Source organism: Xanthomonas cassavae CFBP 4642 (genome assembly GCF_000454545.1).
Classification (GTDB): Bacteria; Pseudomonadota; Gammaproteobacteria; order Xanthomonadales; family Xanthomonadaceae; genus Xanthomonas; species Xanthomonas cassavae.
In genome coordinates this window covers 4,592,558-4,606,161 of record NZ_CM002139.1, presented here as the reverse complement: position 1 = coordinate 4,606,161, position 13,604 = coordinate 4,592,558, and the positions used below count along the sequence as shown (strand labels likewise).

Below are 13,604 nucleotides of genomic sequence, written 5' to 3'. Positions count from 1 at the left end.
CTCATTCGAATGTACGAACCAACTTAGGTGCCCCGGTGTTAACGGCATGGCATGCCAGGTGAGGATGTGATCAACGCCGGTGTGCGTCCGCGCACGAATAGTGCAGCGTTGTAATGCCGACGGACTCACACCGCAGAGGACGCGGCCTGGTAGGGCAACGGCTTGGCGCCGGCAGCCAGCAGCGCCGGTTCGGCCGATTGCAGGGCCTGTTCGTCGGCATCGATCACCACCAGCACACGACCGGCTTGGATTTCGTCTTCGAACTGTCTACGCACCGGGTCGGCAACGGTGGCGCCAACCAATGCCGAGGACCAGCTGCCAACCAGCGCACCGGCCAGTGCCATCACGCCGACACCGGCCAGGGTCAGGCCAATCGGCGGAACCGCCACGGCAACCAGCCTTGCTACCAGCCCCGCCGCTCCACCCGTTGCCGCGCCGCGCGCTGCGGCGGGAACGAAATCGGTCTTGGCGTCCTTGCGTTCGTCGGGGATGTCGTGGAGTTCGATATCCGAGCGCGCGATCAGCGACAACGCCTCGTTGTCGATACCGGCACTGCGTGCGGACTGCAGCACACGCTGCGCGCTCTCGAGATCGGGTGTGCTGTAAACGCGGCGCAGTTTCATCGCAAGCTCCCATGCAGGTGATGACCGCAGCCTTGGGCGTGTGCGGTTAGGCGTGCGTGAGCGCTGTGCGAGCGTGTCGCGAAACTTATGCCGGCTTGCGTGGGAACAGATAGAACACGCAGCCCACCAGCAGGGCCACACCGGCAGCAGCCAGATTCTGCCAGCTGGCGCTGGCGAGCAGGCCCAGCGACAACAACACGGCGGCAACCGGGATCAGCGGGCCGCCAGGCAGGCGCAAGGTGTCGGTGCGTTGCCGGTAGCGACGCGCCAGCACGATGACGGCCGCCGCAGTGCCGATATAGGCAAACAGGCGCGTGACCATCGACAGCAACGCCAGCTGGGTAAACGATCCCGACAACGCCAGCGCCAGCGACAACACGCCCTGGGTGAGCACGGCCGCAGCGGGAGTATGGAAGCGTGGATGCACGCGCGCCAGGAATGCAGGGCCATAGCCGTCCCTGGCCAGTGCGAACAGGAAGCGCGGCCCCAGCATCACCGTGTTGCTGGCGGTGCCCAGAATGGAAATGGTGGCGCCCACGGTCAGGATCAGCGCCAGTGCTTCGCCCCCGAAACCGCTGGCGGCATCGGCCAATGGTGTGGGCGATGCCGCCAGGTTGGGCAGCGTGCCCTGGGCCACCACCTGCACCGCGGCATAGATCAAGGTCACGGTGACGATCATGGTGATCAGCGCGAATGGCACATCGCGACGCGGGTTGCGGTATTCGCCGGCGGCGGCGGGAATATTTTCGAAACCTGCGTAGGCGAACAGCAGTAGCAAGGCGGCCTCCCCGAGATTGCCGAGGTCGCGCAGGTCCGGCGACGTGCCGGCAAAGGCCCACGACCAATCCACGTAGAACAGGCCGATCGACACGAATAGCAGCAACGGCACCAGCTTGCCGATCACCAGGGCGATGCCGGTGCGCGCGGCCGACTTCACGCCGATCACGTTGATGGCGGTGAGCACACCCAACGAGCCGACCACCACCAGCATGCGTGCCCAGGCGTCGGTGGACGCCGTTGGCCAGAAGCGTGCAACCGCGTCGGCCAGGCCGTTGCTCAGCGCAGCGGCCGAGCTGATGCGGGTGAGCCAGATCATCCAGCCGATCTGGAATCCGACGAACGGGCCGAACGCTTCGCGCGTGTACAGATAGCTGCCGCCCGGCGTATCGAAATAGCTGGCCGCCTGCGCGTAGCACAACACCAGCAAGGCCACGGCCAGGCCGGCCAGCATCACTGCCCACAGGCTCATCGGGCCGAGCAGGGCGGCAGTGACGGCGGGCAACAGATAGATGCCGCTGCCGATCACATCGTTGATCGACAGCCCGACGATCTGCCAGCGGCTGACGACGCGGACCAGGCCGGTGGCATCGGCTGCGGGGGCGGGCGCGCTCATGGCGCGGCCTCGTCCAGGGCTGGCAGCTGCCATTGCGATTGCAGGCGCGCGTACTCGGCGCGCGGCAACAGCACGAACAACGGATGGTCGGCCGGTTTCAACCAGGCGAGCAGGCGTTGCATGTCGGCAGGATCCATTGCCGTGCAGCCGGCCGTGACCTGGCCCGGGCTGCGCCACAGATGCGCGAAGATGCAGCTGCCGCGCCCGGCGACGCCCTCGGGGTTATGTGCGATGACAAAGCCTTCGCGGTAACGTCCATCGCCCTGGGTGCGCAGGTCCAGCCGCATCGGCTCGGTGGAGCCGGCCACCGCCGCTTGGCCAACCTGGGCCGCATCGACGATGCGGTTGTACAGCGGCGAGGCGGGAACATCCATGCAGTAATGGGTGGCGGTCATCGCCTGGTAGGGCATGGCGCTGTCGATGCGCGTGGCGTAGCCGAAGGCCGGGCCGATGGCGAACACCCCGGCCGGGCTCCGGCCGTCGCCCCAGGCACTGCCATGGCGGCCGAGTGCGACCGCAAATCCTGCTGCGGCCGGCCGCCACCGGCCATCCACACGGATGAAGGTCTGCAACCGGGCTTGCGTGCTGTTCCAGTCCGGGGTGGTCACCACGATCAAGGCGCGTGCTTGCTCCAGGGCATCGATTGGACCAGCAGCGATGGCGAGGCGGCTGCAGCCTGCCAGCGCCAACAGCACGACGGATCGAAACGATGTGGCAAGGCGCATGCGGGCTCCGGGGAACGGGTCGAGCGGGATGAGTCTAGGGTCCATACACGATGGAAACGGTGCGCAACGTCTCCACTGCGTGACGGACGCCGTCCTGTCGCTACTGTACCCAGCAATGCGGTCGCGTGGTGCCTGTGCACGCCATGCGTGTGCGCCTGCTGTTAGCCGCTGCTATCGGGCAACAGCTCCAACCCGCGGATACGACGGATGCCCAGCCCGGGCGCGTCGTCGACATGGATCTGCGCCTGGTCGAACTGCACGCCCCCTTCGGTGGGATCGAACTGCCCCAGTGACGGCGCATCCAGATCGGCCAGGGTGATGCTGTCGGCCTTGGCTACCGCCAGATGCACGGCGGCAGCCACGCTGACGCTGGATTCGATCATGCAGCCGATCATGCATGGCACGCCGTACAGCGCGGCGATATCGGCGATGCGGATCGCGTTGGACAGCCCGCCGGTCTTCATCAACTTGATGTTGACGATGTCGGCTGCGCGGCGCTGGAGCAGGTCGATCACCTGCGGCGGGGAGAACACGCTTTCATCGGCCATCACCGGGGTGTCGATGTGCGCGGTGACAAAGGCCAGGCCGTCGATATCGGCGGCCTTGACCGGCTGTTCGAGCAGCTCCAGCACGAGGCCGGCATCTTCCAGCCTGCGCATGCTGCGTACCGCCTGTTTCGGTGTCCAGCCCTGGTTGGCGTCCAGGCGCAGCGTTGCGCGCCCATCGACTGCCGCATGGATGGCCATGACGCGTTCCACATCCGACGCGCTGTCCTTGCCGACCTTGATCTTCAAGGCGGCATAGCCGCGCGCCAGTGCCGACTGCGCGTGCGCCACCATGACCTCGATGCTGTCGGCACTGAGGGTGATGTCGGTGGTGATGCGCGGCGTACCGCCGCCGAGCACCCGGTAGAGCGGCGCGCCGAAGGACTGGGCCCACAGATCGTACAGCGCAATCTCCACGGCGGCTTTGGCGTTGGTGTTGCGCTCCAGCGCATGCTGGACCAGCCCGCAGAGGCGATTGAGGTCGGCCACCTCCTGGCCGATCAGGCGTGGGCCGATGCAGTGCGTGATTGCGGCGATGATGCTGCCGTGCGTATCGCCGGTGATCGGTGCGGTGGCCGGCGCCGCGCCATAACCGAGATGGCCGCTGTCGGTTTGCAGCACCACCACCACATCCTCGATCGCCTGCACGGTGCGCAGCGCAGTCTTGAACGGGGTGTTCAGTGGCACGCGCAGCATGCCGAGACGGAAGCCGCTGATCTTCATGGGGAACCGATCGGTGCGACGCGCTGGATGCGCGTGATGTGGTCGATGAAGGGGCTGCCATCGGTGGCCAGCAAGGGCAGCAATGGTGTGACCGAGACACCGTTCAGCGCTGCGCGCTGCACGCGGCCATCGCTGTCGCGGTAGCTGGCACCGGCCACATCGTGGATCACCCACGGGCTGCCGTGCGCATGCCCGATCACCAGCATCACGTGACCAGGGATATAGATCAGGTCGCCAATGCGCAGCCGTGCCAGCTGCTGCAGACGCTGCGCTCGCGGTGCGCGCGCGTCGAACGCCACGGTGCGCAGCACCGGGCTGCGCGCCTGATCGCCGGTGTTACGCGGCAGCGCAATGCCGAGGCTGCGGTAGACATCCAGCACGAAGCCGCTGCAATCGCGCGCATCGTAATCGTTGCCCCAGCCATAGCGTTCGCCCAGGAACTTGAAGGCCTGCCGGAGCAGTGCCGCAGGGGTGGCCGGCAACGCACCAAGGCGGACATCGGCGCCACGCGGCACCAGCGCCGGTACCAGTTGCAGGCGGCCATCGTCGCCGCGTATCGGAAGCTGCACCACATGCGCCGCGATCGGCAATTGCCCGTTGACCGGCTGCTGCGGCGCCCAGTCGCTGCGCAACGGCAGGCTGCTGCCCATGTCCAGCGGCAACGCCGAAACGGCGGGGAGCTCCGGCGTGTACGCGGTCTGCACGCGGGCGCCGGTGACCACCAGGTGCGCGCGTGCCTGTGCGTAGTCCAGCACCTGGCCGCGGCTGCCCTCGGCAATGCGGTCGGCCGCAATCCAGGCGGCGTAGTTGGACGCAAGCACGAACCGCCATGCGCCATCGGCACTGGTATGCAGCACGGCCACCGGCGTGCCGGGGTAGAGCGCCGATTCCTGGAAGCGGTCGATATCGTGATCGTCCGGATCGGTGAACACGCGTTGCGTGGTGGGAAAGGTGCGTAATGCCGCGCGCCGGACCACCAGCGCAAAGCGCGGGGCAACCTGCGGAGACAGTGCATCCAGCGCCAATGCCTGCTGCAGCTCGGCCAGACGGCTCGCCGCAATGGGGCGCCCCTGCGCGTCGTACAGCACACGCGTGGGCGTCGCAGACAACGCCTGGATCCGTGCGCGCACCGTATCGCCCGACATGGCCGCGGGCAGCTGCGCCAGATCCTGCATCGAAGCATCCTCACGCAGCAGCTGCGCGTTGAAGGCGGCGATCTGCGCCGCGTCCAGCAGCGGCCGCTGTGCCTGCGGACTGCGCTGTATCCAGTACTCCGGCGTCAGCTGCGCCGCGTCAACGGCGAAGGGTGCGCCCTGGGTGGCTGGCTCGCTGGCAGCCGAAGGCGCCGCGCCGCAGGGCAGGGCGAGTGCGATCCACAGCAATGTCAGTAGGCGGGCCGGCGATGGCATTGAAAGCTCTGAAGAAGGAATGACGGCTGCGGGCAGCTGCGACCGAAACACACGGCAGATGCCTGTGCGATGCAGCACCGGCCAACACAGCCGTCGTTTCGACCAGGACCGGCAGTGTACGCGGGGCGCAGCGCGTGCGCAGGGCGCCAGCGGCCGCATGCAGGCGGCAGCGGGTCGTTGGCCAAGCCGCTGCGTCTGGTACATCGACGTGGAGCGATCCATCGATGCGCCGCTGGAGTTGTGCGCACGCGTCGCTGTGCCAATGCCGCGCGTCGCCGGGCCCACCGCGCCGGCGCCAACTCGGCGGATAATGGCCCGGCCATGGCAGTGCCGCTGAAACAGAGGCAGCGCCTGGGTACCCACTGAAGGAGAGATCCGTGTCGCCAAGCTTCCATCCGTCGTCATCCGCCTGGCTGCCTGCGGCGGTGTGTGTGCTCGCGTTGTCGCTGGGTGCCTGCGCGCACGCGCCGCAACGCAATCCGCTGGCGCAGTGGATTCCCTCGCCCAACTACGACACGCGGCGGCCGATCCTGATCGTGCTGCACTTCACCGACCAGCACTCGGTACAGCAGAGCCTGAGCACGCTGCGCGGGCGCAACGCCGGCGGGCGGGTCAGTGCGCACTACCTGATCGGCGAGAATGGGCAGCGGTATCAGCTGGTTGCCGACGAGCGGCGTGCCTGGCACGGCGGCGCCGGCCGCTGGGGCACTATCACCGACATCAATTCGGCCTCGATCGGCATCGAACTGGACAACGACGGTAGCGAGCCGTTCGCGCCCGCGCAGATCGACAGCCTGCTGGTCCTGCTGGAGGACCTGTGTACGCGCCTGCGCATCCCGCGCACCCAGATCGTCGGTCACGAAGATGTCGCCCCGACCCGCAAGAACGACCCCGGCCCGCTGTTCCCATGGAAACGGCTGGCCGATGCCGGCTTCGGCCGCTGGCCCGCCGCAGGTGCCCCTCCCGCGCCGCCAGGCTTCGACCCCTGGCAGGCACTGGCGCTGCTGGGCTACAGCGTCGACGACCCTGCGGCCACGCTGCAGGCCTTTCATCATCACTATCGCGGCACTAGCGCCACCAGCGTGGACGCAGAAGATCTGCGCATCCTGTCTGCGTTGACAAGGCAACCCGCATCGCTGCGTCCGTCGCCGGCCGCAGATGCTGCCGTGGATTCGCCGATGCTGCTGGTCTGTAGTCGGCAGTGCCAGGCAGCGTGTGGCCGGGCCTAGCGAAGGGGCGCTCTGATGTGCAACGTGACAGGCTTGGCCCAGGCGAAGGACAGGCAATCAATGCACCCATGCAAATGACGATCGCGCGCGACCGCACGCGAGGAATCGCCTGGTGCGCGGGAGCGCTGATCGTCGTGCTGGCTTGCGGCGTGATGGCGGGAAACCTTCAGCAGTCCCCGGCCAGGACCGCGGCACAGGCTGGCCTGGTCGATGTGCGGCAGCTTGCGCCGAACATCGCAGTGGACATGCGTTACGCCGGGACCCACAACTTCACCGGGCGCGTGGTGCCGGGGTATCTGGCGCCAACCTGTTACCTGCTGCGTCCTGCCGCGCAGGCCCTGGCGCGGGTGGCGCAGGCGCTTGAGGCCGATGGTTATCGCTTGCAGGTGTTCGACTGTTACCGGCCGGTACGGGCAGTGCATGCGTTCGTGACCTGGGCGGCTGACCTGCAGGATCGATCGACCAAGGCGCAGTACTACCCGCGCGTGGACAAGCGCGCGCTGCTGGGCGACTACATCGCCGAAACCTCCGGACATAGCCGCGGGGCGACGCTCGACCTGGGCCTGCTCGATTGCCGCAGTGGCGCATGCCAGCCGGTGGAGATGGGGACCGCTTTCGATTACTTCGATGCGCGTGCGCATACCGACGCACCCGATATCACCGCCACCCAGCGCCTGCATCGCCAACACCTGGTACGCGCCATGGCGGCGGAGGGGTTTGCCAACTATCCGATGGAGTGGTGGCATTTCACCTATCGCCCCGAGCCGACGCCGGACACGGCTTACGATGTGCCGGTCGATTGAGTACGCCAGGCAGGATGGCGGTCGCCGAGCGGGCGCCGCCAAGGCTCGCGTCCGTCAATCGTCCGTACACTGCATCGGCGCACGCTCGTGATGTCCAGCCGCCCGCTGCCCGCCACTGTTCGCCCGCTGCTCGAGGAAATGTCATGTCCGACCCGGAACGCTTTATGGATGTCGCCTGCCCGTACTGCGGGGAGTGGATCACGCTGACCCTGGACCTGAGCGGCGGCGACCAGCAATACATCGAAGACTGCCAGGTCTGCTGCAAGCCGATCTCGGTCGCCGTGCAATGGGATGAAGACGGCGACGCGCAGGTGACCGCACGCGGGCAGGACGACTGAGTTTTTTCACCTGCATGTGCATGCGTAGCGGCAACATCCTGCATGCCGAGACCGCGGCGTGGTGGCGAGCGGCCCGCTCGCGCGTTCGGTCAGCGATCCGGATTGGCCAAGGCCTGGCTGCCCTGAGCCGCTAGACTGGCACGCCTGCTGCCTGGATCGTCACGATGAATCTGCCCCTGCACTTCGGCCTGCTCGGTTCGCTGGAGGCCGGCTTGATCGCACTGGTGCTCGGCATCCTGATCTTCGCAGGGGTCGAACATCTCGGACGGCGCCTGCAGTTCACCCACGGCCACACCTTGGGCATCGCCTGCCTGTTGGCTGTAGCGCTGGGTGCCGGATACGACATCTGGCATCTGGTCTACACCAGCATCGTCCGGCTGGAGTCGCCGCTGTACGCCCGTCTGGCGCTGTCCAAGATCCACGATCCCAACGAATTGGGTTCGCGCGTGGTCCTGGAAGTGGCCGGAGCGCTGGCCGGGGTGGTGTTGGGTTGGAAACTGTTCAGTTCCGGACGCTGGGACGACGACGCACCCGCTGCCTGAGAAGGCGCCGAAAAAAGCGGCACGGTTCGCATAAATGTCCGTAGTGAATGCTCTGCTTCGGTTTGACTCACCAGGGCCTAACAGCTGACTAGACCCATCCCGATGCGCCGTGGTTAAAACGATGTTTCGCGGGAAATTACGGTGGGTTGGGCATTCATTTGCGGTGGGTAGGGTGGTGCCATGTGCGGCGACACCGCGCATTTCCAAGCACAAGGAGACCACCCAATGAACAATCGCAACCGCACTTCGCTGCTCGCCGCCACCGCCGCTCTGGCCGCTGCCCTGGCGCTGCCGGCCATGGCGCAGAGCACCTCCCAGGATGCTGCAGCGCAGACCGGCACCTCGGCCAACAGCGCGCAGGCAAGCGGACCCAGTTCCGGCGGCGGCCAGACCTGGGCCAGCGTGGATACCGACAGCGACGGCGCGATCAGCAAGCAGGAAGCGCAGGTCAATGCGGGATTGGCGCAGATCTTCGACCAGGCCGACGGCAACACCGACGGGAAGCTGACCCCCGACGAATACAAGGCCTTCGTGGCCAAGCAGCAGGGCGGTGGTAGCGCAACCGGGTCGCAGGGCAACTAAGCCCAGGCGTTGATCGGTAGTCCCATCGTTGGCTCGATGACGGTGGTGCAAGTTAGTTAGATGCCACGTGTGGCGCTAAAGCGCACGATTTATCGCGTAGATCAGGATGGATGCACGGGAGCGATCTGCCAGGGTCGCTCCCGTTTTCTTTACGCCTACCGCGCTACGGTTGGGCAATCCCACTCCGGCCGGTGTCCATGTCGCTACGCATTCCCGTGTTCGCCGGTTTGTGGATTCCGTTGATCGCATTCGCTGCGCCGCCGGAGTTGCCGCGGGCCACGCAGCCGTCCGCACCAGCGGCGCCGCCCGGCGCCGTCAACCCGGCGATGTCGCCCTTGCCGGTTGAGCCGCCGCCTGCGGCGACCACGCCGCTGTTGCCCGCCGAACCGGCTGGCCCCTCGGGTGCCAAGGGCGGAGCCGAGGCTGCGGTTGCGCCGACGGCGGGCACCCTGGCACCGCGCAGCTTTCGCACGCTGGACACCGACGCCGACAGCTCGCTGACCCCAGCCGAGGCCAATGTGGATCCGATCCTGCGCGAGAACTTCGCCAGTTTCGATGCCAACGGAGATGGCTGGCTGTCGCGCGACGAATTCGCCAGTTATCAGCCCGGGCCAGGCGACGCGGCAGGCGACTGAGTGTGGTGCGCTGCTGATGACCTCTCTTGCACAGCGCGACGGCCAGGCGATCCAACTGGTCGGCTTCGACGGCGACGATACCCTCTGGAAAAGCGAGGACTACTACCGCCGGGCCGAAGGGGATTTCGAAGCGATTCTGGCCCGCTATCTCGACCTGGGCGATAGCCGCATGCAGCAGCACCTGCTGGCGGTGGAGCGGCGCAATCTCAAGGTGTTCGGCTATGGCGCCAAGGGCATGACGCTGTCGATGATCGAGACGGCCATCGAACTGACCGACACGCGCATCGACGCGCGCGATATCCAGCGCATCGTCGAGATCGGCCGCGTCACCTTGCAGCACCCCGTCGAGGTGATTGCAGGCGTGCGTGAGGCGGTCGGCGCCATCGCTGCCGACTACGAAGTGGTGCTGATCACCAAGGGCGACCTGTTCCATCAGGAGCAGAAGATCGAACAGTCCGGCCTGTCCGACCTGTTTGCGCGCGTCCAAGTGGTGTCCGAGAAGGATCCCAAGACCTATGCGCGGGTACTCGCTGAATTTAACCTGCCGGCGCAGCGGTTCGTCATGATCGGCAACTCGCTGCGCTCGGATGTGGAGCCGGTGTTGGCGATCGGTGGCTGGGGCATCTACACGCCATATGCGGTGACCTGGGCGCATGAGCAGGAACACGGCGTGGCCGCCGACGAGCCGCGCATGCGCGAGGTGCCCGATGCCGCAAGTTGGCCGGCCGCCGTGCAGGCCCTGGATGCACTGGCCCGGCAGCACGCGCCAAGCTAGATCCCGCGGCCGGCGGGTGCCGGTCGACGGGCGCAGCCGATGGTGGCGACCGAGATGGCGCTACGGACGACGTGATACCTGCCATTATCGACGAGACCTGACACCGGCGCAGGCATGCGGCATCATCGGCCGCATGCCTGTTCCGTGTCCCCCCCGATTGCGATTGCTCCCCGTGCTGATGGCCTTGCTGGTTCCGGTGCTGACGGCTGCCCAGAACGCGCCGGCATCCGCCGCTGCGGCCGGCACGCAGGAAAGCGCGCCGGCGGCGATGCCCGGTACCGGCGATGCGTGGGTGGACCAGCACCTGGCCGACATGGGCAGCTACGCGCAGCGCTATCCGGACAGCTTCATCGACGAGGTGGCGCGCTATACCAGCACCCCGCGCGGCTACGTGCGTGCGCTACTACAGGTGCATGGCTGGCACGCCGGCGATATCTATTTCGCCTGTTTCTGGGCGCAGACCGTGCAGCTGTCGTGCCGCGAGAGCGTGCGCGCCTACAGCCGCGATCACCATGACGGTTGGGAGGGCGTGGTCACGCGGCTGTCGGTGACGCCGGACACTGCGCACATGCGCGCGCTGCGGCACGCCATCGTCGCCAGCTACGACCGCTGGGAACGCCCGATCACCCTGGACGCGCTGCTGCGCCGCCAACTCGGCGACCACGCGCAGCGGCTGGAAGCCGCGCGCGATGCCAGCGAGGCGGCCGAGGCGGCGGTGCAGGCGGGGCTGTAGCAGCGCAGGGTGCGCAGCGTGCGCGCGCCGGCTGTATGCGCGCCAACACGTCGTGGCAATGCTGCCGTGCAGCTGGTCGCCGCAGGGCGCGGTCGGCGAGAATGCAGGTCACGCCGGCATCAGCCGGCTCCTGCCAAGACCCGTCCATGCGCGATACCGTGTTTGTCTCTCCCGATCACATCCGCAGCCTGTTCGCGCAGGCGATGTCGGACATGTACCGCGCCGAGGTGCCGTTGTACGGCGACCTGATGGCGCTGGTGGCGCAGGTCAATGCGCAGACGCTGCAGGCCGATCCGGCGCTGGCGCAGCGGCTGCAGCGCAACGACGAGCGCGCACGGCTGGATCTGGAGCGGCATGGCGCGATCCGGGTCGGCACCGCGGAAGAACTGGCGACCTTGCGGCGGTTGTTTGCGGTGATGGGCATGCATCCGGTGGGCTATTACGACCTGTCGGTGGCTGGCGTGCCGGTGCACTCCACGGCGTTCCGGCCGATCGACGAGGCCGCGCTGTCGGCCAATCCGTTCCGTGTGTTCACCTCGCTGCTGCGGCTGGAGCTGATCGAAGATGCCGCCCTGCGCCAACAGGCCGCGCAGATCCTGCAGCAGCGGCAGATCTTCACCGCTGGTGCGCTGCAGTTGATCGAGCAGTGCGAACGCGCAGGCGGGCTGGATGCGACCCAGGTGCAGCAGTTCGTGGCCGAAGCGCTGGAAACCTTCCGCTGGCACGGCGATGCGACGGTGTCGTTGCCGACCTACCGCGCGTTGAGCGATGCGCACAAGCTGATCGCCGATGTAGTCAGTTTCCACGGCCCGCACATCAACCACCTGACCCCGCGCACGCTGGATATCGATGCGGCGCAGGCGCAGATGCAGCAGGCCGGCATCGATGCCAAGGCGGTGATCGAAGGGCCGCCGCGGCGGCGGGTGCCGATCCTGCTGCGCCAGACCAGTTTCAAGGCGCTGGAGGAACCCGTGCGGTTCGTCGGCGATGGCGGGCAGCCGGAGCACGGCACGCATACCGCGCGCTTTGGCGAGATCGAACAGCGCGGGCTTGCGCTGACGCCCAAGGGCCGCGCGCTGTACGACGCATTGCTGGCGCAGGCACGCGATGCCGACGGTGCCGGCAGCACAGGTGCCGATTACGCCACGCGCCTGCAGACTGCCTTCGTGGCCTTCCCCGATGAGGAGGCATTGCTGCGTCAGGAAGGCCTGGGCTATTTCCGCTATGCGCTCACCGAGGCCGGCCGCACCGATCCGGCGCAGGTGGCTGCCATGCCGGCCGAAACCGCCATCGCACTCGGCCTGGTCAGCGCCGACCCAATCGTCTACGAAGATTTCCTGCCGGTCAGCGCGGCCGGCATCTTCCAGTCCAATCTGGGCGGCGCCGAGCAGCGCGCTTATGCCGCACACGCGAGCCAGCGCAGTTTCGAGCAGGCGCTGGGTGCGCAGGTACACGACGAATTCGCGCTGTATGCGCAACTGGAGCGCGACTCCCTGCAGGGCTTGTTGACGTAACGCGCGGCACGCCGCCACAACCAAGCCGCCCGACGCGTCAGCCGGGCGCCGCTGCTGTGGAAGACCTCCCACAGGTGGCCGTCCGGGTCGGTAAAGTCGCGCTGGTACATGAAGCCGTAGTCCTTCGCGTCGCCGCTTACCTGGCCACCGGCCGCATGCGCCTTGTTCACCAGCGCATCCACCTCGTCGCGGCTGCCAACCGCCAGGGCGGTGATGATTTCGGCGGCATTGGCCGTCTCGCAGATGGCCTTGTGGGTGGAGCTCTGGAAGAACGGTTTGACCAGCAACATCGCGAAGATGTTCTCGCCCAGGATCAGGCAGGTGGCGTTCTCGTTGGTGTAGACGGGATCGAATGCGAACCCCATGGCGGTGAAGAAGCCGACCGAGCGCGGCAGCGACTCGACTGGCAGGTTGACGAAGATTTGCGTGACCATGCGGCGATCTCCTGTGGCGTGGCGATCAGGGGCTGCGGTAACGGCCGTTGACCAGCCACTGGACGCCGAAGCGGTCGGTACACACGCCGAAACGCTCCGCCCAGAAGGTCTCGGCGATTGGCATCTGGACCTGACCGCCATCGGCCAATGCCGCGTACACGCGTTCGGCCTCGAGGTTGTCGTCGAAATTGAGTGCCACCGATATCGCGTTCGTGCGCTGCAGCTGTTTCCCCGGTGCCAGGTCCGAGCCCATCAACAGCGGGCCGTTCGTTCCCGCCAGGGTCACGTGCATGACCAGGTCCGCTGCAGAAGCGTCGGTCGCGCCTTCAGCGTCGGGTTCCGGCGGTATCTGCGCGTAGGTCATCAGCCTCTGCTCGCCGCCCAGCACGTGCTGGTAGTGCGCAAACGCCGCGCGGCAGGTGCCTTCGAAATTGAGGTAGGGCGTGATGTGCATCGGGCGGTCCTCGGCAGGCAAGTGGGCGACATGGCGCGGAATCCTGCGTGCGGGCCCATCCAGCCAAGGCGAGGCCGGTGTCGTCGGCCATCGGGTCCGGTTGCAGGTGGAGATCGATGCGGTCATCGCCCTGGCAGGCACGCACCG

Annotated in this window: 14 protein-coding genes and 2 pseudogenes; 9 read left to right on the top strand and 7 right to left on the bottom strand. The window is 67.1% G+C overall.

Annotated elements, in window-relative coordinates; translation table 11 throughout:
• Window positions 1–125: 125 nt before the first annotated feature.
• The 5 genes from XCSCFBP4642_RS0120475 to XCSCFBP4642_RS0120455 all read right to left on the bottom strand — a co-directional run bounded on the left by XCSCFBP4642_RS0120475 (window position 126) and on the right by XCSCFBP4642_RS0120455 (window position 5,418).
• Complete coding sequence (locus XCSCFBP4642_RS0120475; protein ID WP_029221413.1) at window positions 126–623, bottom strand: hypothetical protein; 498 nt, start codon at window positions 621–623, stop codon at window positions 126–128.
• 85 nt (window positions 624–708) lie between these two features.
• The gene (locus XCSCFBP4642_RS0120470; protein ID WP_029221412.1) at window positions 709–2,016 is read right to left on the bottom strand and encodes an APC family permease; all 1,308 of its coding nucleotides are present in this window, start codon (window positions 2,014–2,016) and stop codon (window positions 709–711) included.
• Complete coding sequence (locus tag XCSCFBP4642_RS0120465; protein WP_029221411.1) at window positions 2,013–2,741, bottom strand: L,D-transpeptidase family protein; 729 nt, start codon at window positions 2,739–2,741, stop codon at window positions 2,013–2,015. Before XCSCFBP4642_RS0120465 ends, XCSCFBP4642_RS0120470 begins: the two co-directional genes overlap by 4 nt.
• A gap of 161 nt (window positions 2,742–2,902) precedes the next feature.
• On the bottom strand, window positions 2,903–4,009 hold the full coding sequence (locus XCSCFBP4642_RS0120460; protein ID WP_029221410.1) for a dipeptide epimerase: 1,107 nt from the start codon (window positions 4,007–4,009) through the stop codon (window positions 2,903–2,905).
• On the bottom strand, window positions 4,006–5,418 hold the full coding sequence (locus XCSCFBP4642_RS0120455) for a C40 family peptidase (protein WP_029221409.1): 1,413 nt from the start codon (window positions 5,416–5,418) through the stop codon (window positions 4,006–4,008). Before XCSCFBP4642_RS0120455 ends, XCSCFBP4642_RS0120460 begins: the two co-directional genes overlap by 4 nt.
• 377 nt (window positions 5,419–5,795) lie before the next feature.
• Here XCSCFBP4642_RS0120455 and XCSCFBP4642_RS25480 point away from each other — a divergent pair, with 377 nt between their 5' ends.
• The 9 genes and pseudogenes from XCSCFBP4642_RS25480 (at window position 5,796) to hglS (ending at window position 12,569) form a co-directional block, all read left to right on the top strand.
• Window positions 5,796–6,647, top strand: a complete 852-nt coding sequence (locus XCSCFBP4642_RS25480; RefSeq protein WP_084624610.1) for an N-acetylmuramoyl-L-alanine amidase — start codon at window positions 5,796–5,798, stop codon at window positions 6,645–6,647.
• A gap of 152 nt (window positions 6,648–6,799) precedes the next feature.
• On the top strand, window positions 6,800–7,450 hold the full coding sequence (locus XCSCFBP4642_RS25475) for a M15 family metallopeptidase (RefSeq protein WP_033899466.1): 651 nt from the start codon (window positions 6,800–6,802) through the stop codon (window positions 7,448–7,450).
• A gap of 143 nt (window positions 7,451–7,593) precedes the next feature.
• A complete protein-coding gene (locus tag XCSCFBP4642_RS0120445) occupies window positions 7,594–7,788 on the top strand; it encodes a CPXCG motif-containing cysteine-rich protein (protein WP_029221408.1) in 195 nt (64 codons plus the stop codon).
• A 164-nt stretch (window positions 7,789–7,952) separates the two neighbouring features.
• Window positions 7,953–8,330 (top strand): hypothetical protein, encoded by a 378-nt coding sequence (locus XCSCFBP4642_RS0120440; RefSeq protein WP_029221407.1) that lies wholly within the window; start codon window positions 7,953–7,955, stop codon window positions 8,328–8,330.
• A 225-nt stretch (window positions 8,331–8,555) separates the two neighbouring features.
• Window positions 8,556–8,912, top strand: a complete 357-nt coding sequence (locus XCSCFBP4642_RS0120435; RefSeq protein ID WP_029221406.1) for an EF-hand domain-containing protein — start codon at window positions 8,556–8,558, stop codon at window positions 8,910–8,912.
• Between the two features lie 197 nt (window positions 8,913–9,109).
• Entirely contained in the window at window positions 9,110–9,547 is a 438-nt protein-coding gene (locus XCSCFBP4642_RS0120430; protein WP_029221405.1) for an EF-hand domain-containing protein, read from the top strand.
• A 16-nt stretch (window positions 9,548–9,563) separates the two neighbouring features.
• Window positions 9,564–10,322 (top strand): HAD family hydrolase, encoded by a 759-nt coding sequence (locus XCSCFBP4642_RS0120425; RefSeq protein WP_029221404.1) that lies wholly within the window; start codon window positions 9,564–9,566, stop codon window positions 10,320–10,322.
• A gap of 114 nt (window positions 10,323–10,436) precedes the next feature.
• A pseudogene (locus XCSCFBP4642_RS0120420) lies at window positions 10,437–11,055 on the top strand (hypothetical protein).
• Between the two features lie 146 nt (window positions 11,056–11,201).
• Window positions 11,202–12,569: a 2-oxoadipate dioxygenase/decarboxylase HglS gene (gene hglS / locus XCSCFBP4642_RS0120415; RefSeq protein WP_029221402.1), complete on the top strand. Its 1,368-nt coding sequence runs from the start codon at window positions 11,202–11,204 to the stop codon at window positions 12,567–12,569.
• A 44-nt stretch (window positions 12,570–12,613) separates the two neighbouring features.
• On the opposite strand, the pseudogene XCSCFBP4642_RS27725 reads toward hglS, so the two are convergent.
• A pseudogene (locus tag XCSCFBP4642_RS27725) lies at window positions 12,614–12,934 on the bottom strand (VOC family protein); the annotation flags it as partial.
• Window positions 12,935–13,028: 94 nt separating this feature from the next.
• A complete protein-coding gene (locus XCSCFBP4642_RS27720) occupies window positions 13,029–13,583 on the bottom strand; it encodes a VOC family protein (RefSeq protein ID WP_228325703.1) in 555 nt (184 codons plus the stop codon).
• Window positions 13,584–13,604: the final 21 nt, after the last annotated feature.

What these genes read in the sequence shown, in the direction of transcription:
- XCSCFBP4642_RS0120430 (WP_029221405.1), top strand. Translation starts at nt 9,110, where the DNA reads ATGTCGCTACGCATTCCCGTGTTCGCCGGTTTGTGGATTCCGTTGATC.
- XCSCFBP4642_RS0120455 (WP_029221409.1), bottom strand. Translation starts at nt 5,418, where the DNA reads ATGCCATCGCCGGCCCGCCTACTGACATTGCTGTGGATCGCACTCGCC.
- XCSCFBP4642_RS0120460 (WP_029221410.1), bottom strand. Translation starts at nt 4,009, where the DNA reads ATGAAGATCAGCGGCTTCCGTCTCGGCATGCTGCGCGTGCCACTGAAC.
- XCSCFBP4642_RS27720 (WP_228325703.1), bottom strand. Translation starts at nt 13,583, where the DNA reads ATGACCGCATCGATCTCCACCTGCAACCGGACCCGATGGCCGACGACA.
- hglS (WP_029221402.1), top strand. Translation starts at nt 11,202, where the DNA reads ATGCGCGATACCGTGTTTGTCTCTCCCGATCACATCCGCAGCCTGTTC.
- XCSCFBP4642_RS0120465 (WP_029221411.1), bottom strand. Translation starts at nt 2,741, where the DNA reads ATGCGCCTTGCCACATCGTTTCGATCCGTCGTGCTGTTGGCGCTGGCA.
- XCSCFBP4642_RS0120475 (WP_029221413.1), bottom strand. Translation starts at nt 623, where the DNA reads ATGAAACTGCGCCGCGTTTACAGCACACCCGATCTCGAGAGCGCGCAG.
- XCSCFBP4642_RS0120445 (WP_029221408.1), top strand. Translation starts at nt 7,594, where the DNA reads ATGTCCGACCCGGAACGCTTTATGGATGTCGCCTGCCCGTACTGCGGG.
- XCSCFBP4642_RS25475 (WP_033899466.1), top strand. Translation starts at nt 6,800, where the DNA reads ATGGCGGGAAACCTTCAGCAGTCCCCGGCCAGGACCGCGGCACAGGCT.
- XCSCFBP4642_RS0120425 (WP_029221404.1), top strand. Translation starts at nt 9,564, where the DNA reads ATGACCTCTCTTGCACAGCGCGACGGCCAGGCGATCCAACTGGTCGGC.
- XCSCFBP4642_RS0120470 (WP_029221412.1), bottom strand. Translation starts at nt 2,016, where the DNA reads ATGAGCGCGCCCGCCCCCGCAGCCGATGCCACCGGCCTGGTCCGCGTC.
- XCSCFBP4642_RS0120440 (WP_029221407.1), top strand. Translation starts at nt 7,953, where the DNA reads ATGAATCTGCCCCTGCACTTCGGCCTGCTCGGTTCGCTGGAGGCCGGC.
- XCSCFBP4642_RS0120435 (WP_029221406.1), top strand. Translation starts at nt 8,556, where the DNA reads ATGAACAATCGCAACCGCACTTCGCTGCTCGCCGCCACCGCCGCTCTG.